We start from the raw sequence: 22,844 nt of genomic DNA, 5'->3' as shown, positions 1-22,844 counted from the left end.
CCGAAAGGGGGAGCCTCATCCCTTGGAGCAAGTGACGGACGAAACAGATAGACAACGGATTCGATTGACTCTTCAGGCCATCGAAGGATTTGTGATGTGCAGTTGTATTGCGACGGGACTGGTGCAACTGATCGCCTTGCGTTTTTCCGAGCGGGTTCCCGGCCTCTTCTTTCGCTATTTGAGAACCCCGTCCAAGACCATCGTTTCGGAAGCGACCGTGACGGTGTATTTACGCAAGTCGATTTTTCGCCTGTTTGCCCAAAATCCGCATTTATCCATAACGAAAATAATCCGTTCCAAGCAGGACACCTCTATTGTTGACGCCGATTTGTTGGCTTCTTAAGCGTGAGAACTTTTCACTGTCCAGTATAGTTAAAAATGTTGACCTTATAATCATTGTAGGCTTTACAATTCTTTTTAAGCCCGTGTCATAATTATAAAAAGTGAGGAGATGAAATACCGGCACATATTGTATTCGGGCGAATTATCCCTGGCGCGGCCATGGGGTTGCTAATTGACAACATTTATTTTGCCTACATGGCGCGGAAACTTCGAAAAAAAGAAAATCGGGATGATGTCACTGCAGTTGTTACTCCAATTTTGTTGTATGTTGCTATTGTGACAACTGAAAGCGCTTTTACAACTGTGCCTAAAAGCAGTTAGTTTTTTCAAACAAAAATCATTGGAGGTAGTTTAAGTATGAACGGTCATGTAATCGACGTAGCACTTGGAAAACAACCAGCCGATGTTGTAATTAAAAATGGCAAGTTGGTTAATGTCTTAACTAAAGAAATATATCTTGCAGATATTGCTATTGCTGATGGAGTAATTGCGGCTACTGGCGAACTAGCCCCGGGCTGCATTGGAGAAAAAACCAAGGTGATTGATGCTAAAGGTAAATATTTGGCGCCTGGATTTATCGACGCACATATCCACTTTGAAAGCAGCATGCTTTCCTTTACGGAATTTAACCGCGTCGTCCTTACAAAAGGCACAACTGCTGTTGCGTCTGATGTCATGGAAGTGTCTATTGTTTCAGGGTATAAAGCAATCAAAGAAGTCCTTAAGGAGGCGGAAGGGCTTCCTGTCAAGCTGCTCAACCCTATTCTTGGCTTTACTCAGGAGGACGAGACTGTTCAAACCGTTGGCGCCACGATGGATTCAGATGTTTTGGACGAACTTATTTCTATGCCGAGCGCTATTGGTTTTGCGGAAACCACTCCCCATACTGTGCTAAGCAAAAATCCGATGTTTGTACGCATCAAAGAACTCGCTGACAAATACAAAAAAACTTTGGAGGGCCACGCCCCTGAGCTTCGCGGTCCCGAACTAAATGCCTATGCATCTGTTGGCATTCGTTCTGATCACGAGTGTGTAGCAGCGGATGAAGAATTGGACAAATTGCGTCACGGTATACGAGTACTGATCCGTGAAGGCAGCGCAGCGAAAGACTTGAAGGCGTGTATCAAAGTAATAACGGAAAATCAGGTTGATCCTCGTTATTGTTCCATAGTCAGCGACGATATCGATATGCACTACATTCTCACGAACGGGCATCTTGACCACAAAGTGCGCATGGTCGTTCAGGAGGGTGTTGACCCAGTGGTTGCATTACAGATGGTAACGATCAATCCTGCGGAAAGCTTAAAGGTTGATGACCGCTACGGCAGTATTGCACCTGGAAAATGCGCCGATGTTGTGTTCCTGTCAGACTTGGAGAACTGTACTGTGGTTGACGTTGTTGCCAACGGAGAGCTAGTGGTGGAAAACGGCAAGGTTATCTATGAATTCAAACCTTATGATTACCCTGATTTTATGCGTAATACCGTACATCTGCCTAAGAAGATGACGGCCGATGATTTGGTTTTGCGTGTTGACAATGCGAAGTCTTCTGCAAAGGTACGAGTCATTGGGACTCATGGCCACACCTTGCTGTCCGACGCTCTGGAAGCTGAATTGTCGGTGGAAGATGGCGTCATTAAACCTGATGTTACCAATGATATTCTACATGTTGCCTGCATTGAGCGATATGGAAAAAATGGTAGTATCGGACGTGCCTTTGTAAAAGGATTTGGATTTAAACGCGGTGCCGTGGCCACCTCTGTTGGTCATGACCATCACAATGTCACCGCGATTGGTGCCGATGCAAACGATATGGCGATGGCAATCAATCGACTTGGCGAGTTGGGAGGCGGCATCGTCGTTGTAAATGAGGGCAAAGTTTTGTATGAATTGGCACTGCCTATTTGCGGTTTGCTGTGCACACAGGACGGGATCGAATCCGCCAAGGTGCTTGCAGCTATGCAGAATTACTTGGCAGAGATAGGCTGCCAGATGGAATCTCCTATGTTGAGTCTCTCGTTTGTTACTCTCACGATTCCAAGTTACGCCATTACTGACCAAGGCTTGATTGATGTTGCAGCACTTAAGCCTGTTGACCCGATTATAAGCAGCAACTAGATCATGATACATTACACTCAAGGGCTTTATCTCAACAGTCAGCCAAAGCAAACAATGCTTTGGCTGATTGTTATACAATAAGTTTTGTTAAACATTAGTTTTATCCCGCTCAAGCCCGGACGTGCTGCGGCGCCAGTTCGCCAACGCCTCCGGCAATCCGCTCTAAAACATGCTCCAGTCGAACGCTTCCGACATCGTCTGCAGCAGGTGGACGCCTGCGATACTGTTACCCTTATCGTTCAGTGCCGGGCCGACGACGCCGATGCCGTACTGTCCCGGTACGAGAGCGAGAATGCCGCCGGAGACGCCGCTTTTGGCCGGAAGCCCGACGCGGATGGCGAACTCGCCGGAGGCGTTGTACATGCCGCAGCTGACCATGAACGTTTTGGCGATCTGCACATAGCGACGCGGCACCAGCTCCCGTCCCGTCAAGGGATCGGTTCCGTTCATCGCCAGAACGAGCGCCATGCGCGCCACATGGCGGCAGGTCACTTCCACGGAGCAGTGCTTGAAATAGACATCCAACACCGGCTCGACCTCTTCGTCCAGCACTTCGTTATCTTTGAGGAAGTAAGCAAGAGACCGGTTCCGATGTGCGGTAGCGGCTTCGGAGCGGTACACGGCTTCACTGAAGGTCAGCGTTGGGTCGCCCGCGAGCTCGCGGAAGAAGGAGAGGATTCGCTCCGTCTTTTCCGCGGAGGTAGCGCCCCGGATCAATGACGAGACGACGATGGCTCCCGCGTTGATCAGCGGGTTGAACGGAATGCCGGGCTCGACCAGCTCCAGCTTCAGCATGGAGTTGAAATCGTCGCCGGTCGGCTCCATGCCGACCTTGCGGAAAACGCCTTCTTCGCCTTGATCCATCAAGGCGAGCAGCAGCGTGAACACTTTGGAGATGCTTTGCAGGGTGAAGGACAACCGGCTGTCGCCTGCCGTTACTTCGCGACCTGCGGCGTCGAGCAGCGCGATTCCCAAGGCGTCGCCCGGAGCGTGCGCCAATTCGGGGATGTAGGAGGCGGGCTGGCCGTGTCGGGATTCCTTGCGGCTCGTTTCGAGCCAGGCCGGAAGCCGCTCGGCCAGCCGGTTCAGTTCGGTTTCGGATGTCATCGTTTGCGGGAGCCTCCTTGGGGTCCATAAGTGCGATTTACCATTAGCATACCGCTTTTGCGTCAGGATGAAAAGACGGGTATTTTTCAGGTAATCGTCAGGTACCGGATGGCCCTGCAAGCTTCCCGTCCTTATTAATTCTATAATCCGGCAGTTTTCATGTCACCTACTCTTTGTTATGCAAGGGACAGTACTTTTTCATAAATTCAATAGTTGCTTCATCTTCAGCTCTTCCTCTTTCATTAAGCCCCTCAATAACTTTATCGCGACGTTCCCCCTTTAGGTTTTGCCCAAACTTAAATTTAGCAGTTATTTCTTCAACAGAGATTCTTACTACTGAAACCGCCTTTAATTCTCCTTGATATTTCGGATCTTCCGGAGTAATAGGAGCATAGCCCCCTTCAGGTTGAAGTTTTTCCATTAGGCCACTTAATGCAACTGATTTTTCATGTAAATCCTCAACAGGCTCAGCGATTCCTCTAATATGAACGGATTTATAAAAAGCTGACGCGGGGCAAGCTTGCCGAGCGTCTGTGAAATAAGAAGGGATAATGGCAAACTCTTTAGCAACCGCGAAACTTACTTTTTGTGAAGCCAATATCTCATCCATTTTTGCACCTCTCTTTGAACCATGGATGTAAATGCTCCCATTCTGATACGTGTAATTTAGAGGAGTAATATGTGGCCACCCGTCCTTGTCTAAGGTCCCCAGATAACCAAATGACATCTCATTTAAAAAATGATCAATTTCCTGTTGCTCTTGAATAGAAAATTCAGCTCTTCTCATTTATAAGCCCCTCCCCCAATTTTTTATTATCATAAATGAGTAAGTGACAATTGAAAAGATCCATTTAATATGGTTTTAACTGTACCATTAACTGAGGTTTTTATTTAAAAGTATTAACTTGAATCGAAGGATCTAGCAATCCATGGGAAGGAAAAGAGAGCCACCTTATCAATTAAGAGCAGATTTACATCTAAAGGGAAATCACCGAAATCCTGAACCGCAGCAGAGTGACAGTGAGTAGCTACATTCGGACGTATGAAACGGGCGGGATTGACGGCGCTGCGAATGAATTTTTCTCCTGAAGCACCTTCTCGACTCACCGCGGCATAACAGAAACAATTGAAACAAACCATCGCCTTTTCTGTTCCGCATGAAGTCGGTTTCACGGCCAGAAAGTCACGCGGTATATGACATGAAATATCATGTGATAGAGGTGGAAAAATATAGATACGGAGTGCTAAAGGGGTCGAGTGAATGGAGGATGAGAGAGTTATAAGGCAGGATGTGGAACAAGGAGAATCGCGGCCAGCCCTGCGGTGCAGGCGACAACGAGGGACTTCTTCCTAATTGTATGCCAGCACCGAGGAGCTTGCAGAGCCTACAGCCTTTATCTCCAAGCAGGCGCAGCATATGCTGGATCACAGAACGTATCCAATTCAATAAACGGTGTCACGGCTTACGCTATCTGCTTTGTTCTCCTGCGGATGCCACAGCACCGGTCTTCAGGCGGCGATTGCACCGGATAAAAGCTTATCCCTTTTCCAAAATATAATCATTATGCGTGCCAACAGCATTGTTCAATATCTGCAAAGGCCGCCCTTTCAGATAATGATTGAAGAAATCAAGCGTAAAATCGTTGACGAGCCGATGCGTCCCTCTCGCGTTCACTCCCTGCGTCCACTCCATAATTGGAGAGATCAAAAAGTTATCGGAGAAGCTCATATGATCAGTGCCGTTCAGCTTCAGCCAGTAATTCCCGCCGGCTGTTACCGGCGCAAACCGAGCATTTATCTCTTTATTGTTTTCAACTTCGTTGCGGGTCATACCTAAGGCGGAGAACTGATCGTCGCTTATGGCGCTGGGGTTCGTCAACTCGTTTTCCTCGTCTTTCTCGTTCGCACTGATCATCAGGAACGGCTTGCTTATGCCTGCCGCCGGAATGCGGCGTTCGCCGTACAGGACTCCGTCCATATTGATGCCTGCCCGAACCCGCGGATCACTCAGCAGGATCTGAACCGTAGTCGCCCCGCCGAACGAGTGTCCGAGCATGCCAAGCCGCTCCATATCCATTCGTCCCGTAAACCTCCCATCCGGGTCAGCAGCAGCAAGCTGTTCAAGTTGATCCAGCACAAACCGCACATCGTTCACCCAAACCTCATTCGTCTTGTCCGTTTGTTCAAGTGACTCTATCTCCGATTCTGTGTTTTTCACCGAATCGAACAACGCCACCCGTCCATCCGGAAATATCGAAACCATACTGCTGTAAGTATGATTGATTCCCGCCACAATGTAGCCTTGGCTCACCAACTGCTCGACTTGGAACATGTTCTGGTTCTCAAATCCGCGGAACCCGTGTGAAAAAATAATTACCGGATACGGGGCTTCCGCATCGGACAGCGCCGCATGTTCAATCGCATGCGTACGGACTTGTCCAAGGCTGGTCAAAAACAACTGCGGCAGGTCAGACGCCTGCTGGAATGCCTCGGTATAAACTTTGGAATCGGGCACATACGGCGCCCGGGTTCCCTTAGCGTCTTTGCTGGCCGGATACCAGACATTTACTTTCAGTTCCCGTTTGGCCCCGGGTGCCGCCAAAGTGGACGTTTCGTCGCGGGTGTTGTCAATCCAGTGATAAGCGACCGTGCCAATCCCATACGGGCCTGCCGGTTCATCGAAGGTAAACACCGGGAACAGCAACGGCGCAGCAACGGTTACCGTCCCGTACAAAAAGGCGGATAACCACACTGCAATTCTGCGTACGCCGCGTCTTTGAATGCTCCCTTGCCTGGCTCGGGTGCGCCGCCGATGATTCAACACCAGCGCCAATAAAGAAGCCAGCGTCAATGCATAAGCGGGGATCAGGGGCCAGCGCCATCCCTCAACCCAGCCCTGTACGACGAGAAGGATCGCCGAAACGGCCAATCCTCCCCACAATAACTGTCGCGGCTTTTGTTGCCCGACAACCAGCCACAGCAACATAACCACATTAAACGTCACCAGTACAACTTCCATGATTCTCACTTGATGATGGCCCCCTCAATGATGTCTGTAGAACAGGTGGTTCGCAATATGTTACCTGCACAGCGTAAAAACTCCAGTAGCAGGAGCAGATCGCAGATAGAGTTTCCTTACCTGATTTTTACGCGATTGACCATGCCCATGTAGAAATATATACGTTTTTACAATCTTTTCGTTCCAGCTTATATCAAACGGCGTCGTGCCTTAGTTTGTTGTGATTGTCGTTGGCTTCTTGCTGCAGAAGAAGTATTTGAGCAAGGACTATAGGAAAGAAGAAGTCTGCTAGAGAAAACATTGCGGTTTTTAGGGGAAAAAGCAAGTAGGCCGGATATGCGGAATGAGATGGGAATGCTTGAGACAAAGGATGACTTTCAGAGAAGGATGCTGTTAATAAAAGTTGATTGGCTCAGTACAAAATTTAATATGTAGTTAAGATTAAGGGAGACATCATCTTTACTCACTTGAATTGGTATGTGATATATTCAAATAATAGTGCAGAAACGCGTCGTCCCGCACATAGCCCATCGCTACGTACAGGCGCTGCGCCGTAACATTGTCGACGGCTGTGGACAACTGCAAGCCTTTGGCTCCGGTGACGCGGGCATGGGCCTCGGCGGCTTTCATCAGCGCTCGGGCGACGCCCTGCTTGCGTGCGTCCGGGTGGACGAACAAGTCGTTCAGCGTCCAAACGCGCATCATCGCAATGGAGGAAAGCGTCGGGTACAGCTGGGTAAAGCCGAGCGGTCGGCTTGAATCCTCCGTATAGGCGAAGAAGATGACGGACTGCTGCTGCTCCAGATTGTCGCGTAGAAAGCGCTCGGCTCTTTCCACGTCGGAGGGTTGCTTGTAAAACTGGCGGTAGGCGTCAAACAACGGCGCCAGCGCCTCAATATCGCTGTACTCGGCTTGACGAACGGTCAAGGAATGCGAAGGGTTCATTGTGTCTCTCCTTCCGGATAGTTGCCGCCGCAGGTGCAGCCAGCTTCTAAATATTCGATATCGTATCTCGATTATAGACAATGGAAAAGAGCCAATTGAGTGCATTTTTATTAGACCATTTTAATCGTTCTCCGATCCTCAAATATTCTTCTTGTCGTGGGCCTTTTTGATACGGCTCGTTAATGATTGACATTATAAAATAATAAATATAGACTTATTTTATTGGACCACTTGTAGAAAACGAACCTTTTCGGCTTGAAAGGATGATATCGGAAATGCACTTTCACATCGCTTACCACGCTTATCTTGAGCGTCACCCGACGAAGCTTTTGGCGCTCTATCATGCGCTGCACGACGGAGTAACCGGAGGCGTTCTCGCCCACGGGCTGCGGCTTCCGTCGACCCGGGAGCTGGCTGGGCTATACGGGCTTTCGCGCGGGACGGTCAATCAGGTGTATGAGATGCTGGCCTCCGAAGGCTATCTACAGTGCCGGACCGGAAGCGGAACCTACGTCGCTTTCCGCAAGGAGGAGCAGGGGGGGCCGGGCGCGGCCCGTCCGGAAGCGTCGTACCGCTTGTCGGCTTGGGGGGAGCGGCTCGAATCGGCCTCGCCCCGCGGCCGAATGGTGCCGCAGGCGGCTATCGATTTCGACTGCTTCGCACCGGAGCTTGACGCTTTTCCCCGCGAGGTGTGGAACCGCTGCCTGTACGCCGCAGTGCGCGAATTGACCGCCTCCGGCGCGGGCCGGAGGGAGTGCCCGCCGCAAGGCTACGGGCCGCTGCGCGAAGGCATCGCCCGCTATTTGCGCCGTGCCCGCGGCATCGCCGTAGAGGCCGGGCATATCGCCGTCACGGGCGGCTCAATGCAGGCGCTTGCGCTGCTCGCGCAGCTGCTGGTCGAACCGGGCGAGCCGGCAGTCGCCGAGACGCCGGGTTATGCGGGCATCCGCCGGGCCATTCGGGCCGTCGGGGGACAGTGCATCGACGCGGAGGTCGATGCGCAAGGCATCGTGCCCGCGGACTGGGAGGCGCGGGCGCTGTTCGTGACACCGACGCGGCAGTTTCCGACGGGGGCGGTGCTGAGCCTGGAGCGGCGGCAGGAACTGCTGCGGTGGGCGTACGAGTGCGAAGCCGTCATCGTCGAAGACGATTACGACAGCGAGTTCCGCCACCGCGGCAAAAGTCTGGAGCCGCTCAAAGCGCTCGACCGCGAAGAGCGCGTCGTCTACGTCGGCAGCTTCACCAAGACGCTGCTTCCTGAAGTCCGCATCGGCTATGTGGTGCTGCCGCCTTCGCTCGTACAGCCGTTTGTCCGCGCCCAGGCGCTGTACGAGCCGCACCCGGCCAACCTGCTGGAACAAAAGGCGCTGGCCGCTTTTATGGCTTCTGGGGAGTACGAGCGGCATCTGCGGCGGATGAAGCGGATCTACAGCCGCAAGTTTGCCTTGTTCATGCAAATGCTCACAAGCGAATTGTCGGACCGGTTCCGGTTTGTCGAAAGCGACGCGGGACTTCATATTTTCGGCTGGTGGCTGGGGACGGAAGGGGAGTACTTGGACTACCGCGCCGCCTGCGAGGAACGCGGTGTCCGCTGGTCGGAAGCGCGGATCGAGACAGAAACGGGAGTAAGATACGGGGCGTACTTTAATTTTCCGCATTTGTCCGAAGAGAAGCTCAGACAGGGCGTGGAACGGATGAAAGGGGCATAGGCAAAGCCTCCCAATATACAGCAAAATGGCTGTTTCGGAATTCGAATCCAAAACAGCCTTTTCGTACTGCGCGCGTTACTCTGCCTCTTGCGCCCATTGTTTCAGCGTACGGTCGCTCGGCAGGAAGAACGTCAGCAGGCCGATGAGCGGCAGGAAGCTGACCAGTTGCATGACGAGCGGTAGATGGAAGGTGTCGATCAAGCTGCCGAGACCTACCGCGCCGAGCGCTCCGAGTCCGAAGGCGAGGCCCGTGATCAGATCGGACACGGTGCCGACCTTGCCGGGCATCAGCCAGAATGAGCGCGTAGTTCGGCGCAAGCGAGAGCCCCAAGACGCCGAGAAAGGTAAAGCTCATGCCGATCGGCAGCATGTACGGCATCGGCTTGCGGTCCGAATAGAAGCCGACAACCGGCTGCATGACCGAAGCGGTCATATTCAGGGCGAATACGATGACGCCGGATTGCATGTAGCTGAGACTCATCTTGTCTTTGAGAATCGGCAGGATCGCTGGAATCACCGCTTGTATCGTATCGTTAAACAGGTGCACCAGACTGATGGCGAGCAGAATGCGAAAAACAGTCGGCTTGACGTCCATCCGCACAGCCTGCTGAGCCGTAGGTGCCGGACCGCCTTGGACCTTCATGAAAAACGACTCCGTCCGTCCGTCGGTATGCGCTAATCCCGTCGCTTAAACATTCCGAGCGCTTCTCCGACGTTCACCTTGCTTCCGACTTCCAGTGCGGCCCGAGGTTTGAACGTGCCGTTCTCCATCAGAAGGACGACGGTCGAGCCGAATTCGAAGTAAGCCAGTTCGTCGCCGTGCTCCAGCCGGTCCGGCAGCGGGACGACGTATTGAATGCTGCTGACGTTCAGCGCGCCGACCTTAACGACGGCGATTTCTCCTGCGTCGTGCTGCATGTAGGTGATGAGCCGTTCGTTGCGGCTAAGTACGCGACGCATGTGCCGGAGACCGAATTCGTTGACCGGATACACCTTGCCGGGGACATGCTCCTTCTCAAGAATGTCGCCTGTGACGGGCGAATGAATCCGGTGGTAGTCGGTCGGGCTCAAGTAGAGCACGCAATAGTAGCCGTTCGTATAATTGATCATCCGGGGGCTCTCGTTGAGCAGCTCCTGAATGGTATAGTCCTGTCCTTTGACATTGACGATCAGTCCCTCATGAATCGGCCCGATGCCGGTAATCATGGCATCCACCGGGCTGACCAGCGTGTTCGGCGTCGCATCGATCGGACGAAGTCCGCTTTTGAGCCGACGGGAAAAAAACTCGTTCAGCGATCCATATTCGTGAACCGCTTTTTCCGCGTCCTGCACACGGATCCCGTACGTTTTCGCGAAGCGGGGAATCAGCCCGCGGCTGGCACGGGATTTGGCAAAAGCTCCTGTCAGCCTCGACACCGATTTACGGGAGGAGAGCTCGGTCAGCAGCCGAAAAAACGAAATCTTCATAGGGCTATGGTTCACCTGTTCCTTATTAATGTGGAAATGCGGTACAACTCTTATCTTGACATAGTACAAAAGACAAAGCAACAGCCAAACGGGTCCGAAAAAGCAAGAAAAGCCCCCGGAGGAGCCTTCCGTTCAGACGGTCAGGTCATATAAAGCTTCTACGCAAAAACTTTCGTAGCGGCGCGGTCACGATTGCTCGAAGCGCAGCCCGCATTTCTTGAAAGCGCCGCAGGACAGACACGTCGCCAAATTAACCAGGATCGGGGTGTTTGACCCGGAATATTTAATGCAATAGATGGGAGTTCGGTGCAGCGGATCGGGCGAGATCATGACGCAATAAGAACAATGCTTCACCATTTCGGTCGTGATCAATTCCGTCTCAAGCTGTGATCGAAGCAGTTTGTCCATAGTATGGCTCCTTTCCTCCGTTGAAGACAGCGCTTCCATCGCTTGCATCCTGCATACATGGTTAACAGGCGCGCAAAGGTTCCGGGTAGTACCAAGGTTCCTTTATTTTAGCAGAATCCGACAAAGAAGGCCATAGTTCGTAACCGTTTCCTAAAAAGGATTGCGATTATTTTTCAATATAAGGTAAATTTCTCCTAGTATTTCTTCAAACTTCGACATGAATACGGTACAAAAGGGCTACATCCGGAGTTGATCCCGTGGATTGCCGCCGTTTTTGTTATTGACAATTTGGTGAACCGTGGTAATATAGGTGTGTCACTAGGGGAGCCGCTTAGGCTGAGATTGGATCGATAGATCCTAGACCCTCTGAACCTGATCTGGTTGATACCAGCGTAGGGAAGTGGAGAGCGTCAGCACGCTTGCATCAAACTGTGCTTACAAGAGCCGCTTCCGTCTTATACGGGGGCGGCTTTTTTAGTTGATGCGAAGCCGTAAGCTTTACGTCATTGACGGCTTCGCGTCTGTCTATCTTGGCGTAATCCGCTTGGGCAGACCGACGTTGTTGTGTCCCGGATATGACTTACAGTTCTTCAAAGGAGAGGAAACAGATGAAAAAAGGCTTGAAGCTGACCGACATTCTGGTCACCGTCGTCATCGCCGTCGTCTTCGGTATCGTCTACCGGATATGGGGGGACGTGTACAATCTGGCGGCGGTGCCGGGCATCCAATTGGAGCAATTCGTCTATGGCATGTGGTTTATGGCATCGAGCGTCGCTTTCTTGATCATCCGCAAGCCGGGCGTCGCCTTTTTGGCGGAAGTGGCCGCATCTCTGACAGAAATGCTGCTTGGCTCGCAATACTCCGTCAGCTCGCTGACGTACGGGCTCGCGCAGGGGCTGTGCGCGGAGCTTGTCTTCGCGGCGTTCGGCTATAAGCGGTATACCGCGGCCGTTGCCGGTCTGGCCGGAGTGGCGTCCGGCGCAGGGGTGCTCGTGTTCGACTATTTCAAAAGCTACTTGACCGTATTGCAGCCGTGGAATCTCTCATTGTATATCGTGCTCCGATTCATCGGTTCGTTCCTGATTACCGGACCGCTCGCTTACGCTTTGGTTAAAGCGCTGGAGAAGACCGGCGTCACGCAGCTTGTCCGCCCGGCAAGCCTTGACGATTACAAGGCGTTGGACCGGAAATGAGCGGTGCGGACCGGATCGCGCACGTATCAGGGCTGCGCTTGAAATTTCCCGGCAGTCCGTCGCTGCTTTTCGACGGCTTGAGCTTCGGCGCCGACGCAGGGCAAAAGGTGCTGCTGCTCGGGCCTGGCGGCTGCGGCAAATCGACGCTGCTGCAGGTATTGAGCGGCCTGATTCCGCAAGCGGTCGACGTGCCGGTCAAATATGACAGCATCGGCATTCCGCCGTCCTGGGGCTATTTGTTCCAAGACCCCGACGCGCAGTTCTGCATGCCGTATGCGGACGAAGAGATTGCGTTCGTGCTCGAAAATCTTCAGGTGCCGCGCGAACAAATGCAGCGGCAGATTCGGAACTGCCTGGAGCAGGTCGGCCTGCGGCTTGAGGAGCTGCACACCCCGATCGCCGCGCTGTCGGGAGGCATGAAGCAGCGGCTCGCCATCGCGTCGCTTCTGGCGCTGGAGCCGGACGTCTGGTTCCTCGACGAACCGACGTCGCTGCTCGACCCGGAGGGCACGACCGAGGTGTGGGAAACCGTCAAGCGGGTCACCCGGGACAAGACGGTGCTCATCGTGGAGCATAAGATCGACGAGATTGTCGATTTCGTCGACCGGGTCGTGCTGTTCGATACGCAGGCGCGTATTCTGGCCGACGGAGAGCCGGGCGCGGTGTTCAGATCGCATAAGCGCGAGCTTCAGGAGTATGGCATCTGGTACCCCGGCGTATGGGAGGACTACGACCGGCGCAATGCCGCTGCGCAGCGGGAGCGGATAGAGCCGGCAGCGACGAAGGAACCGCTGCTCCAGCTGGACCGCTTCGCCGGCTATTACGGCCCGGTGAAGAAGTTCGAAGCGGCGGCGGCCGAATTGAACGCCGGCGAATGGATCGCCGTCGTCGGCGAGAACGGCGCAGGCAAAAGCACGCTGCTGCAATCGCTGATGCAACTGCTGCGGACGGAAGGAAGCTACGAACTGGGCGGCCGCACGGTCCGGGATTTCGACGATGTCGCCGACATCGCGGCTTACGTCTTTCAAAATCCGGAAATGCAGTTTGTCGCGAATACGGTATACGACGAAGTGGCGTTTAATTTCCGCCGGGACGGCGAGCCGGAACCGGCGGTCCGTGCGAAGACGGAGGAGCTGCTGGCGTGGTTCGGCCTTGAGGGCCACCGCAGCCTGCATCCGTACCAGCTCTCGCTTGGACAGAAGCGCCGGCTGAGCGTAGCGGCCGCAACCGTCAAAGCGCAGCGGCTTCTGCTGCTGGACGAGCCGACGTTCGGTCAGGACGCGGCGAATACGTTCGCGCTTCTGGAGAAGCTCGAAGCGTGGCGGCGGGGAGGAACGGCCATTATCATGGTGACGCACGATCCCGACATTGTAAGCCGCTTTGCTACCCGGGTGTGGGAGGTGCGGCAAGGCGTCCTCGCCGCGGATATGAGCCCCGAAGCTTACGAGGCGCGGCTGCGCCCGGAGCGGCGGGCGACATTCGAAGAGGTAGGGAGTTGACGAGACGTGCCATTGGCCTGGTCCTATCGGGAAACGTGGCTGCACCGCGTCAATCCGAGCTTTAAGCTGCTCGTATCGGTAAGCCTGTTCCTGCTTGTTCTGTTCACGCATGACATCAACGTACTTACCAATATCACGTGGATGTATCTGGTGCTGCTCTTTGCCGCCGCCGGACACCCATGGCGCAGACTGCTGCTGCTGTCCCTGCCGTTTGCGCTGATGTTCGTTTCTTCCTCCACCTCGATGGTGTTTTTCGGCAAGGGAGAGACGACGTGGGTGCGCTGGGGGCTCGTGCACATCACGGAGGAAAGCTTCTTCCGCGGGCTGCAAATCGGGCTGAAAACCGTAGATGCCGCGATGATCGGACTGCTGTTCGGCTTGACGACCAGTCCGGTAGGCTTGTTTTACTCGCTCATGCAGCAGTGCCGGCTTCCGGCGAAATACGCCTACAGCTTCATGGCCGCTCTGCGGCTCGTGCCGATGGTGGCGGCCGAATACCGCACGCTGCAGATGGCGCTCAAAGTGCGCGGGGTCAAGATGAGAAAGGGCGTCATCGGCTGGATCGATACGCTGAAGCGGCATTCGATTCCGCTGCTGGCGCAGAGCATCCGCCGCGCGCAGCGGATCGCGGTGGCGATGGAAGCGAAGCGCTTCTCGTCCGCCGCAAAGCGTACGTATTATTACCATATCGGGTGGTCGGGCAGCGACGGTCTACTGCTGGCCGTCACATTGACGGTCTGGGCGGCCGCTTGGCTGCTCGGCTGGAAGTTTCCGTATTTTCCGGTCGGCGACGTACGGTAGTTATGCGGCAATGGTTGGCTTACCCAATTTTAAGGAGGTAGATTGGTTATGAAATTTTCCCAACAAGTACGACAAGCGGCTGACGCAAGCTGGCAAGCCAGCTTCGAGCACCCATTCGTCAAGGGCATCGGCGACGGTACGCTGCCGCTCGATTGCTTCCGGCATTACGTGCTGAACGACGCGTACTATTTGTCCCAATTCGCTCGTGTGCAGGCGCTCGGTGCGGCTAAAGCGGCCGATTTGGCAACAGTGAACAGCATGGCGCGTCATGCGCAGGGCACTTATGAGGCGGAGCTGTCCTTGCATGAGAAATTCAGCAAGCTGCTCGGCGTCACCGAGGAAGAAAAAGCGGCCTTCGAGCCTGCGCCCACTTCGTATGCCTACACTTCCCATATGATCCGCGCGGCATATACCGGTCAGCTCGGCGACATCATCGCCGCGATCCTGCCATGCTATTGGCTGTATTACGAAATCGGCGAGCGGCTGGCGGGCTGCACGCCGGAAGAGCCGATCTACCGCGATTGGATCGCAGCCTACGGCGGCGATTGGTTCCGGGTGCTCGTCGAAGAGCAGATCGCCCGGCTGGACGAGCTGGCGGAGCAGGCAACGGCTCAGGACCGGGAACGGATGCAGAATCATTTCATTCTCAGCAGCCGGTATGAATACATGTTCTGGGACATGGCTTACCGCAAGGAGACATGGCCGGTATTATAGTCCTTATCGCAAACAGGCGCACCGCCGAAATACGACGGTGCGCCTGTTGCTGTTCCTGCCGGGGTCACGGAACCGACCGCCGGATTTCACCGAGCATATAGCCGGCGAAATCGGACAGCAGCCGCTTGTCCGGCTCCATGCGGTCCGCTCTGCCACCGTAACGCTCCAAGCATAGACGAACGGTCTCCACGTACTCCGAAGGCAGCGCCTTTAAGCCCCATTCGCCGCCCTCGCGTTTCGAAGAAACGACGCCTTCCTTGAGATAATATAACGCTCTGCACAAATTTAAGACATAATACTCTGGCGCCTCCAGGATGCCTTGGGGCGCGTCCTCTACATCGTGAAGAATGGATTCGGTGTAAAAGCGCTTATCGATAGGCTGCATCACTTCGCGCAGCGGCTTTCCGTATAAAGCAATTCCCCGATGATAAGCAACAACAAAGTGCGCCGCCAGATCAGGGTCTTCCCGGCCTCCGCAAATATAATTCTCGTCCGTCCGATACTTGTCCCTGTGCAAGGGGGAATAATGAAATTCAAAAGGCGTAGGATAAACGAACTCGTCTAAACTGCTTTCGAGGACGACACTCAGCTCGATTCCGCCTTTGTTCGGCAGCTCGTCGTCGATGACAAGCAGCTTTTTGGCGATCTGTCTCGCCGTTTCTGCTGCCAAGCTGCGTTTGGTAACAATCAGCAGGTCGATATCGCTTTTGTCCGGGTTAAAGCATCCCATCGCCAAAGAGCCATGCAAATAAATACCTGTCAGGTTGTCGTTCAACTCTTCTTTAAACAGGCTTGTGATGTTGTCCAATACCGATGGAACAGGCATACCGTTCCTCCTTACAAAATCGTTTGCCTCTCGGCGTCACTCTGCGTTGATATAAATTGACAACGTCGAAATTCCCTTATCTTTAAGGGTACAGCACGTCGAGCAGCAATTTCAAGCGAATATCATCAAAAACAAAGCCATCAAAGGCGTCTCCCTTATCCTTACAATTTGAGAATAAATAAACAAAATCAGACCGTCATCGAATTTCGTCACAGCCGGAAGCAGGTTCGACGATTTTCGTCTTTTTCGTCCATAAAACGTTCAAAAATCCTCGACTTTCGAAGTGATTTAAATCATAGAGCCTTTTGGTCCCGGACCTCTACAATAAGGACATAAGATGTCCCGCACAAGGGGAGGGAATGAGATGGCTAAACCACACAACGCCGTGCCCCAAACGCATCAAGGGGAAACGCCGGTTGTCAAACAAAAGAACGAAGAGGAAGGCTTGAGAGGCACGTTCGCTTCCGTCATGCTGCTCGGATTGTTTCTACTGCTAAGTTGGATCGGGGTCTTCGTATTGTTCTTGGTCAGGGGGTAAAATCGTAAACGGGGAACGAAACAGAGATTGAAGGAGTTGAAGGATTATGTATATTCATCGTTTGGAAAAAATTTGGCTTATTTTCGGGATTTCCATGTTAGTCTTGTTTTTAAGCGTCGTTGGAGTGGGAGCGTTTGCATTAGGGATGGAGCCGCCGGGCGATCACCGGCATACGGTAAACCCGGAGACGCTGAGTACAACACCGCCGTTCGATAACCCGGGGCTTCGCCAAATTGGCGACAAAGAGTACGAAGCGATTTTGATTGCTTTCGCTTTCGGCTACAATCCCGATAAGTTGGAAATTCCGGCGGGGTCGAAGGTTCGCTTTCAAGTGACCAGCTCCGATGTCGTGCACGGGTTTCAAGTGAACGGAACGACGATCAACATGATGGCCATACCGGGCGAGGTGAACCATCTTTCGTATACGTTCGATAAGCCGGGGGAGTACCTGGTATTGTGTAACGAATACTGCGGCGCGGCGCACGAAGTCATGATGATGAAAATCATCGTAAAATAGGCGCGCACGGTCGCTGAAAGAACCGCAACATTTTATATTGTGAAAACTATCACAATTTGTGAAGGCGGAAGCGAGCCGATTCCTTCACCGGAATGTCTTGCCTGGTCCGCAATTAAAGGAGCGTATCCTATGATTCAAAATCTGAAAAGCTTCGATCGGCGCGATTCGGCCTTGGTACTCGCCCATATTTTGTTCGCTTTCTTCGCGTTGTTACTCGGCGGCGTTGCCGGCGTTATGCAAGGGCTCGTCCGCGGGGGAATGCTTGCGCTGCCGATGGGCATCGGCTATTACCAGCTGCTGACGGCGCACGGCGTCTTGATGGCGCTCATCTTCACCACTTATTTTATCATCGGCTTTTTATATGCGGGGGTGGCCCGTACGCTTGGAGGCCACTTGCTGCCGATCGCCCGCAATCTCGGCTGGCTCGGCTTCGGCCTGATGACGCTCGGAACGTCGATAGCCACAGTTGAAATTTTGCTGAACCGGGCGACGGTGCTGTACACGTTCTATGCTCCGCTTAAAGCATCGCCCGCGTTTTACATCGCGCTGGTGTTCGTCGTCGTCGGGAGCTGGATGAGCGGCTTCGGCATCTTCATCAATTACCGCTATTGGAAAAGAACGCACCGCGGCGAAACGACCCCGCTCTTTACGTTTATGGCCGTCGTGACGATGCTGATGTGGGTTATCGCAACGCTGGGCGTCGCAATCGAGGTATTGTTCCAGCTTATCCCGTGGTCGCTCGGTTGGGTCGATACGGTCAACGTCGTATTGAGCCGGACGCTATTCTGGTATTTCGGCCATCCGCTTGTTTACTTCTGGCTATTGCCTGCTTATATGTGCTGGTATGTCGTCATTCCGAAGGTGATTGGCGGCAAATTGTTCAGCGATGCGCTTGCCCGCTTGTCGTTCATCATGTTTCTGCTCTTCTCGATTCCGGTCGGCTTCCACCATCAGCTCATGGAACCGGGAATCTCGAACGTCTGGAAATTCGTGCAGGTCGTTCTGACGTTCATGGTCGTTATTCCGTCGCTGATGACGGCGTTCTCGCTGTTCGCCTCCTTTGAGATGCACGGCCGCTCCGTCGGCGCGAAAGGGCTGTTCGGCTGGCTGAAGAAGCTGCCATGGAAAGACGTCCGCTTCTTCGCTCCGTTTATGGGGATGCTGGTCTTCATCCCGGCCGGAGCCGGGGGACTGATTAACGCCAGCCACGAGCTGAACGCGATCATTCACAACACGCTGTGGGTAACCGGCCACTTCCATCTGACGGTGGCAACGAGCGTGGCGCTGACCTTCTTTGGCATCACCTATTGGCTGATCCCGGCGATGCTGGGGCGGGAAATGACGCCGCTCATGCACCGGATGGGGATTATCCAAACGATCGTGTGGCTGGTCGGCATGTTCTTCATGTCGGGCGCGATGCATACGGTCGGTCTGTTCGGGTCGCCCCGCCGGACCGCGTTTACCACGTATCAGGATAGCCCGGACGCGTTAGGCTGGATGCCATACCATGTGGCGATGGCCGTCGGCGGCACGATCTTGTTCATCGGCGTCGTCATGATGATCATTAACGTCGTCATGCTGCTCAGCGCCCCGAAAGGGGAAACCGAGTTCCCGATCGCGGAAGCGAGCGAAGCGGCGGAAAAAGCGCCGGCCATCTTCGAGCGCTGGGGCGTATGGGTCGGTGTGGTGGTTGTCCTTATTCTTGTAGCTTACTCCGTACCGGTCATGGATATTATTTCGAATGCCAGCGTTGGCTCGAAAGGATTCAAGACCTGGTAATATTCGATACTCTATTCCTCCATTTTCTCTCTTTTGCCTCCGACACGGCCATGGGCCGGCGGAGGCCCTTTTTTTTGCGCTCAAAAAGCCCGGCGCTCGGCCGCCGGGCTGCTAACGTACAATTATCGTTTCGGGTAAAGCGGGTAATCGACGGTGGTAGGAACCTCGATCAGCATGATCCGCAGCGGTTCGCCGTCCGCAGCTTGAAGCGACACGTTCGTGTCGGCGCCTGCCCCGAGCAGCATGAAATCTTTGTGCCGGAACGGAGTGACCGCGTCTTCGGCCGAAGCGTTCGTCCAAGCTCCGCTTCCGAGGACGGCGAGAGCCGTTAACGTCCGGCCTGCCGGAATGACGTGCCGGTAGACGGCGCCGGGCTCCAGCGTCAAATCCCACATTTTGGCGTCCGCGACGAGCTCGATCGGCGATCCGTCGCCGATGACCGTTTTGCGTACGAATCCTTCTCCGGCTTCCTCCGGAAACGCCTCATGGTCAAACTGGCGATAAGTCGGCTTCCGTTTCAGCGCTTCATTCAGCTCCGGCTCGAACCAGATTTGGAAGCCTTCCATATCCGGGCCGATAAACCGCTCTTCGTGGGACACGCCCGACCCGGTCTGCATGACCTGCGCGCCGCCAGGCCCGACAACGCTTCGCGTGCCGAGCGAGTCGCCATGCTCCGCTTTGCCGGCAAGAACATACGTGATGATCTCGAACGCTTGATGGGGGTGAGACCCGATATAGCCTTCCTCCGCGGCGAAAGCCCACGCCCAATAAAACAGCGGACCGACCCGCTTGACTATCGATCGTTCGCCGGGAAATCCGATCGGCTTCTGCTCCGTAATCCGGCCTCCATCAAAGGCTCCGGTTCCTTGCATCGTGGGGGGATAGATCATGATTTGCATCAAAATAACCTCCTAAATAAGCTTAGTTTGGGCTAGGGAAAATCTCAATATTAAGATATGCGCTGCGGGTTCGCCGGAGGCAACCCACTATTTGAAGCTTTCCTGCGCAGCGATCCCGAGCTTCTTAAGCAGGCCGATCGCTTGGCGCTTCTCCTCGGCGCTCAAACCGGCGACCGCAGCTTCGATCGCTTTGCGGTGCTGCGGGAACGCTTCGTCCAGAAATGCTTTGCCTTTCTCCGTAATTTGCGCGAAACTGACCCGGCGGTCTTCCGGGCACGGCTTTCGAGCGACAAGCCCCTTTTGTTCCAGCTTGTCTACGACATAGGTGATGTTGCCGCTGGTCATCAAAATTTTGCCGCCGATCTGCTGCAAAGGCTGGGAGCCCTTATGATACAGCAGCTCCAGCACCGCATATTCGGTCGGATTCAAGCCGTACCGGCGGATGTCCCGGTGGGCATGGGCCGTGACCCATTCGCACGCCCGGGAAAGCACAATGAACAAATGCAGCGATTCGTCCCGGTTGTTCTCTGCGTTCAACGTTCGCAACTCCTTTCGCTGCCGCACGATGAGCCTGCAATCAGTATTCCTCATTCCTGAGCGGCAATACATACCTGAGTTAGATTGTTTTAGAAGTTCGGAGTGAATGGTTGATAGCGACTGTTTTGTCTTAAGTTTAAGATAATACCTTTTAAGATGATTGTCAAGTAAAAAAGCAAAACCGGTTAGGGCTTTGAGTTTGTTGGGAAAGTGATGAATGAGCTAAGCAAAGGCTTCGCTTTTTCCCTTGGATTCGGGCCGCTAGTTGGTCTCTGCTTGTCGGAGACGTAGTATGGACGGCTACGGCCTGCGCTCCGGCGCATCAACTCGTTGTAGTAGCTTTTAATCGAATGGCTTCCCAGCAGGCCTTTGTTTTGGAAGCGGATCACGTAACGGTACCGGACATGCCGGTATACGGTTTTGCCGAAGGAGAGGGGCAGCAGCGGCACGAGATCGTACCGGTTGGCAACGTGGGTGCTGTGGTTAATTCGGCGGTTAAACCGACGGACAAAATCAGGATTACCGACCTTCGGGGCTCCGAACGTGTAGACTACGGGCTGTTTGAAGGGAGTGTGAAAGACGAGGTCGAGCGCGCACAGCGTAACTAGCGAGCCGCCGATACTGTGGCCGGCCAAATACAGTCTTTTTTGAGGGGAAGCTTTGTTCAAAAAGCGCATAATCGGCTTGCGGAGCACGGATGCGTACAGCTCCGTAATACCGCGGTGCGTCAGTCCGGCGTTGCGTACAAAAGGGAACGGAATTTGATCGAACTGCAAATCTATCTTCAATTCGGATACAGCCGCCGTGCCGCGGAGTGCGATGACGATCGATTGCTTGGACTCAAGAATGAATCCGAGGTAAGGAAACTTCTTTTTGCCCAGGACGGCGGCCAGCTTATACCCGGGGGGCAGCTCGAACGATCCGTTATTGTTGTACTGCCGGATGGCCTGATACACGATAGCGGCCAGCAGGATGGCCCGGTTGGAAGCTATGTTCATTCGACATGCTCCTAACATTGGAATCGGTCGTATAGTGTATTCCGGCGCCTCCGGCAGTGAAACGGGGGAGCAAGGAGAGGGCAGCGGGCTAGTCCTCGTTCAGCTACGCCAAGGGCGGCGCTTCCACCCGGTCTCCCCGGGTCTGCGGGTGTGAGACGACAAGAAACTCGACATCGCCGGAGGAAACGTTCTTCATCTGATGCGGCACACCCGGCGGCACCTCGCAGCCTTCCTGCGGACCGAGGGTATGGAGCTCGCCGTCCACCTCCAGCTCGGCCGTCCCCGTCAGCACGAAAAACAATTGGCGCGCCTGCTTATGGTAATGCCGGACCTCGGTCGTATGCGGAGGCATCCGCTCGTGAATGACGCTCAGCTCAGGCTGCTGAACCAGATGTCAGCCGTCGCATTGGCCGCCCCAAATATAATGCGGTGCATTCGCTTTGCTGATTTTCATGGTTATCGTTCCTCTCCCTCAACTTAAATTGTCCCGCCGTTCTCCTCCGCCTCATCCAGCCAGCGCCGGCGGTAGCAGTTCATGCCGGCTTGCTCCAGCTCCTCAAGCAGGCCGTAGTTGGCCCATGCTCCCACGACGGCGCCGATGCTGGGAACAAGCTGCAGCAATTTGCGGAAATCGATCGTATCGTGGTATTCCTGCTGCAACTGCGCCGGGTTCGGATATGCCATGTGCGAAGCGTCTGTACGTCGCGTAATATCCGATATTATACTTGATACGTACGAGCATCGAAAGGATTTCAATCCGATCGAAGTGTAAAACGGTGACAAACGGTGTTGCAATAATGTGGTATAGTTTAGGGAAAAAGGAGAGGGGAAGTGTCCTATGACATGCCGCTGTGGCTGGTGTAACGAAGACCCTTTATATATCGACTATCACGATAAGGAATGGGGAGTTCCCGTTCATGACGACTGGAAGCTGTTTGAAATGCTGATCCTGGAAGGGGCACAGGCGGGACTGAGCTGGTATACGGTGCTCAAAAAAAGAGACCGGTACCGGGAGGCGTTCGACGGCTTCGATCCCAAGGCGGTAGCCGCTTACGACGATGCCAAATTGGACGAGCTGCTCGGTGATCCGGGCCTGATTCGCAACCGGCTCAAAATGCGCGCCGCCGTGACGAACGCGAAGGCTTTTCTCGCGGTGCAGGAGGAGTTCGGCAGCTTCGACCGCTACATTTGGCAGTTCGTCGGCGGCGATACGATCCGCAACCGCTGGCAGAGCCTGAAGGACGTCCCGGCCAGCACGCCGGAATCGGATGCGATGAGCAAGGAGCTGAAGAAGCGCGGCTTCACCTTTGTCGGCTCGACGATCTGCTATGCGTTTATGCAGGCGACCGGCATGGTGATGGACCATACGGTCGATTGCTTCCGGTTTGCGGAGCTTTCTGAAGCCGGGGCGGATTAATCTGGATATTC

23 protein-coding genes, 3 pseudogenes and 1 riboswitch are annotated in these 22,844 nt (G+C 54.1%); of the genes and pseudogenes, 11 read left to right on the top strand and 15 right to left on the bottom strand.

Going from position 1 to position 22,844, the window contains the following annotated elements; translation table 11 throughout:
* Both BLO51_RS20050 and BLO51_RS20045 read left to right on the top strand, forming a co-directional pair.
* Positions 1-343, top strand: a pseudogene (locus tag BLO51_RS20050) (hypothetical protein); the annotation flags it as partial.
* A 356-nt stretch (positions 344-699) separates the two neighbouring features.
* Positions 700-2,460 carry an adenine deaminase gene (locus BLO51_RS20045; protein WP_090674694.1) on the top strand — a complete coding sequence of 587 codons (1,761 nt, stop codon included), beginning with the start codon at positions 700-702 and terminating at the stop codon, positions 2,458-2,460.
* 162 nt (positions 2,461-2,622) lie between these two features.
* Here the strand turns inward: BLO51_RS20045 and glsA are convergent, their stop codons facing one another.
* From glsA to BLO51_RS20025, 5 genes are all read right to left on the bottom strand, one after another.
* Entirely contained in the window at positions 2,623-3,567 is a 945-nt protein-coding gene (gene glsA, locus BLO51_RS20040) for a glutaminase A (RefSeq protein WP_090674692.1), read from the bottom strand.
* A gap of 166 nt (positions 3,568-3,733) precedes the next feature.
* The gene (locus BLO51_RS20035) at positions 3,734-4,354 is read right to left on the bottom strand and encodes a pyridoxamine 5'-phosphate oxidase family protein (RefSeq protein WP_090674690.1); all 621 of its coding nucleotides are present in this window, start codon (positions 4,352-4,354) and stop codon (positions 3,734-3,736) included.
* 113 nt (positions 4,355-4,467) lie between these two features.
* On the bottom strand, positions 4,468-4,707 hold the full coding sequence (locus BLO51_RS29840; RefSeq protein ID WP_217266761.1) for a hypothetical protein: 240 nt from the start codon (positions 4,705-4,707) through the stop codon (positions 4,468-4,470).
* 397 nt (positions 4,708-5,104) lie between these two features.
* Positions 5,105-6,586: an alpha/beta hydrolase family protein gene (locus BLO51_RS20030; RefSeq protein ID WP_245719750.1), complete on the bottom strand. Its 1,482-nt coding sequence runs from the start codon at positions 6,584-6,586 to the stop codon at positions 5,105-5,107.
* Between the two features lie 459 nt (positions 6,587-7,045).
* Entirely contained in the window at positions 7,046-7,531 is a 486-nt protein-coding gene (locus tag BLO51_RS20025; protein WP_090674687.1) for a GNAT family N-acetyltransferase, read from the bottom strand.
* 275 nt (positions 7,532-7,806) lie between these two features.
* Here BLO51_RS20025 and pdxR point away from each other — a divergent pair, with 275 nt between their 5' ends.
* Positions 7,807-9,240 carry a MocR-like pyridoxine biosynthesis transcription factor PdxR gene (pdxR, locus tag BLO51_RS20020; RefSeq protein WP_090674686.1) on the top strand — a complete coding sequence of 478 codons (1,434 nt, stop codon included), beginning with the start codon at positions 7,807-7,809 and terminating at the stop codon, positions 9,238-9,240.
* 75 nt (positions 9,241-9,315) lie between these two features.
* On the opposite strand, the gene BLO51_RS30465 is transcribed toward pdxR, so the two are convergent.
* The 4 genes and pseudogenes from BLO51_RS30465 to BLO51_RS20005 all read right to left on the bottom strand — a co-directional run bounded on the left by BLO51_RS30465 (position 9,316) and on the right by BLO51_RS20005 (position 11,115).
* Positions 9,316-9,507, bottom strand: a complete 192-nt coding sequence (locus BLO51_RS30465) for a hypothetical protein (protein ID WP_245719751.1) — start codon at positions 9,505-9,507, stop codon at positions 9,316-9,318.
* A gap of 25 nt (positions 9,508-9,532) precedes the next feature.
* Positions 9,533-9,835: pseudogene (locus BLO51_RS30460) on the bottom strand (MFS transporter); the annotation flags it as partial.
* Positions 9,836-9,915: 80 nt separating this feature from the next.
* On the bottom strand, positions 9,916-10,707 hold the full coding sequence (gene asd / locus BLO51_RS20010; RefSeq protein WP_090674684.1) for an archaetidylserine decarboxylase: 792 nt from the start codon (positions 10,705-10,707) through the stop codon (positions 9,916-9,918).
* A 186-nt stretch (positions 10,708-10,893) separates the two neighbouring features.
* Positions 10,894-11,115: a hypothetical protein gene (locus BLO51_RS20005; protein WP_090674683.1), complete on the bottom strand. Its 222-nt coding sequence runs from the start codon at positions 11,113-11,115 to the stop codon at positions 10,894-10,896.
* A gap of 310 nt (positions 11,116-11,425) precedes the next feature.
* Positions 11,426-11,531, top strand: a riboswitch (TPP riboswitch).
* 192 nt (positions 11,532-11,723) lie between these two features.
* On the opposite strand from BLO51_RS20005, the gene BLO51_RS20000 reads away from it, so the two are divergent.
* The 4 genes from BLO51_RS20000 to tenA are packed head-to-tail and all read left to right on the top strand — an operon-like array spanning position 11,724 to position 15,322.
* The gene (locus BLO51_RS20000; protein ID WP_090674681.1) at positions 11,724-12,308 is read left to right on the top strand and encodes an ECF transporter S component; all 585 of its coding nucleotides are present in this window, start codon (positions 11,724-11,726) and stop codon (positions 12,306-12,308) included.
* Complete coding sequence (locus tag BLO51_RS19995; protein ID WP_090674679.1) at positions 12,305-13,807, top strand: ABC transporter ATP-binding protein; 1,503 nt, start codon at positions 12,305-12,307, stop codon at positions 13,805-13,807. Before BLO51_RS20000 ends, BLO51_RS19995 begins: the two co-directional genes overlap by 4 nt.
* 6 nt (positions 13,808-13,813) lie before the next feature.
* On the top strand, positions 13,814-14,608 hold the full coding sequence (locus tag BLO51_RS19990) for an energy-coupling factor transporter transmembrane component T family protein (protein ID WP_090674678.1): 795 nt from the start codon (positions 13,814-13,816) through the stop codon (positions 14,606-14,608).
* A 48-nt stretch (positions 14,609-14,656) separates the two neighbouring features.
* Positions 14,657-15,322, top strand: coding sequence for a thiaminase II (tenA, locus tag BLO51_RS19985; RefSeq protein ID WP_090674676.1), 666 nt, complete (start codon positions 14,657-14,659; stop codon positions 15,320-15,322).
* 64 nt (positions 15,323-15,386) lie between these two features.
* On the opposite strand, the gene BLO51_RS19980 is transcribed toward tenA, so the two are convergent.
* Positions 15,387-16,148, bottom strand: a complete 762-nt coding sequence (locus BLO51_RS19980) for an aminoglycoside adenylyltransferase domain-containing protein (protein ID WP_090674674.1) — start codon at positions 16,146-16,148, stop codon at positions 15,387-15,389.
* Positions 16,149-16,512: 364 nt separating this feature from the next.
* Here BLO51_RS19980 and BLO51_RS28725 point away from each other — a divergent pair, with 364 nt between their 5' ends.
* The 3 genes from BLO51_RS28725 to BLO51_RS19970 all read left to right on the top strand — a co-directional run bounded on the left by BLO51_RS28725 (position 16,513) and on the right by BLO51_RS19970 (position 18,982).
* Positions 16,513-16,686: a cytochrome c oxidase subunit 2A gene (locus BLO51_RS28725; RefSeq protein WP_143006931.1), complete on the top strand. Its 174-nt coding sequence runs from the start codon at positions 16,513-16,515 to the stop codon at positions 16,684-16,686.
* A 46-nt stretch (positions 16,687-16,732) separates the two neighbouring features.
* A complete protein-coding gene (locus BLO51_RS19975; RefSeq protein WP_090674672.1) occupies positions 16,733-17,203 on the top strand; it encodes a cytochrome c oxidase subunit II in 471 nt (156 codons plus the stop codon).
* A gap of 129 nt (positions 17,204-17,332) precedes the next feature.
* Positions 17,333-18,982, top strand: a complete 1,650-nt coding sequence (locus BLO51_RS19970) for a b(o/a)3-type cytochrome-c oxidase subunit 1 (RefSeq protein WP_090674671.1) — start codon at positions 17,333-17,335, stop codon at positions 18,980-18,982.
* A gap of 122 nt (positions 18,983-19,104) precedes the next feature.
* Here BLO51_RS19970 and BLO51_RS19965 read toward each other — a convergent pair whose 3' ends face one another.
* The 5 genes and pseudogenes from BLO51_RS19965 to BLO51_RS19945 form a co-directional block, all read right to left on the bottom strand.
* Positions 19,105-19,881, bottom strand: a complete 777-nt coding sequence (locus tag BLO51_RS19965) for a pirin family protein (RefSeq protein WP_090674669.1) — start codon at positions 19,879-19,881, stop codon at positions 19,105-19,107.
* Positions 19,882-19,968: 87 nt separating this feature from the next.
* Positions 19,969-20,418, bottom strand: coding sequence for a MarR family winged helix-turn-helix transcriptional regulator (locus tag BLO51_RS19960; protein ID WP_090674668.1), 450 nt, complete (start codon positions 20,416-20,418; stop codon positions 19,969-19,971).
* Between the two features lie 185 nt (positions 20,419-20,603).
* Positions 20,604-21,416, bottom strand: a complete 813-nt coding sequence (locus BLO51_RS19955; RefSeq protein WP_167670268.1) for a lipase family protein — start codon at positions 21,414-21,416, stop codon at positions 20,604-20,606.
* A gap of 103 nt (positions 21,417-21,519) precedes the next feature.
* Positions 21,520-21,870, bottom strand: a pseudogene (locus BLO51_RS19950) (cupin domain-containing protein).
* A gap of 23 nt (positions 21,871-21,893) precedes the next feature.
* Positions 21,894-22,100 carry an EcsC family protein gene (locus tag BLO51_RS19945; protein ID WP_425415820.1) on the bottom strand — a complete coding sequence of 69 codons (207 nt, stop codon included), beginning with the start codon at positions 22,098-22,100 and terminating at the stop codon, positions 21,894-21,896.
* A gap of 154 nt (positions 22,101-22,254) precedes the next feature.
* On the opposite strand from BLO51_RS19945, the gene BLO51_RS19940 reads away from it, so the two are divergent.
* On the top strand, positions 22,255-22,833 hold the full coding sequence (locus tag BLO51_RS19940; RefSeq protein WP_090674665.1) for a DNA-3-methyladenine glycosylase I: 579 nt from the start codon (positions 22,255-22,257) through the stop codon (positions 22,831-22,833).
* Positions 22,834-22,844: the final 11 nt, after the last annotated feature.

Origin of the sequence: Paenibacillus tianmuensis, assembly GCF_900100345.1 — a bacterium.
GTDB lineage: Bacteria > Bacillota > Bacilli > Paenibacillales > NBRC-103111 > Paenibacillus_G > Paenibacillus_G tianmuensis.
The sequence above is the reverse complement of the archived record's forward strand: the minus strand, read 5'-3'. Positions and strand labels throughout refer to the sequence as shown.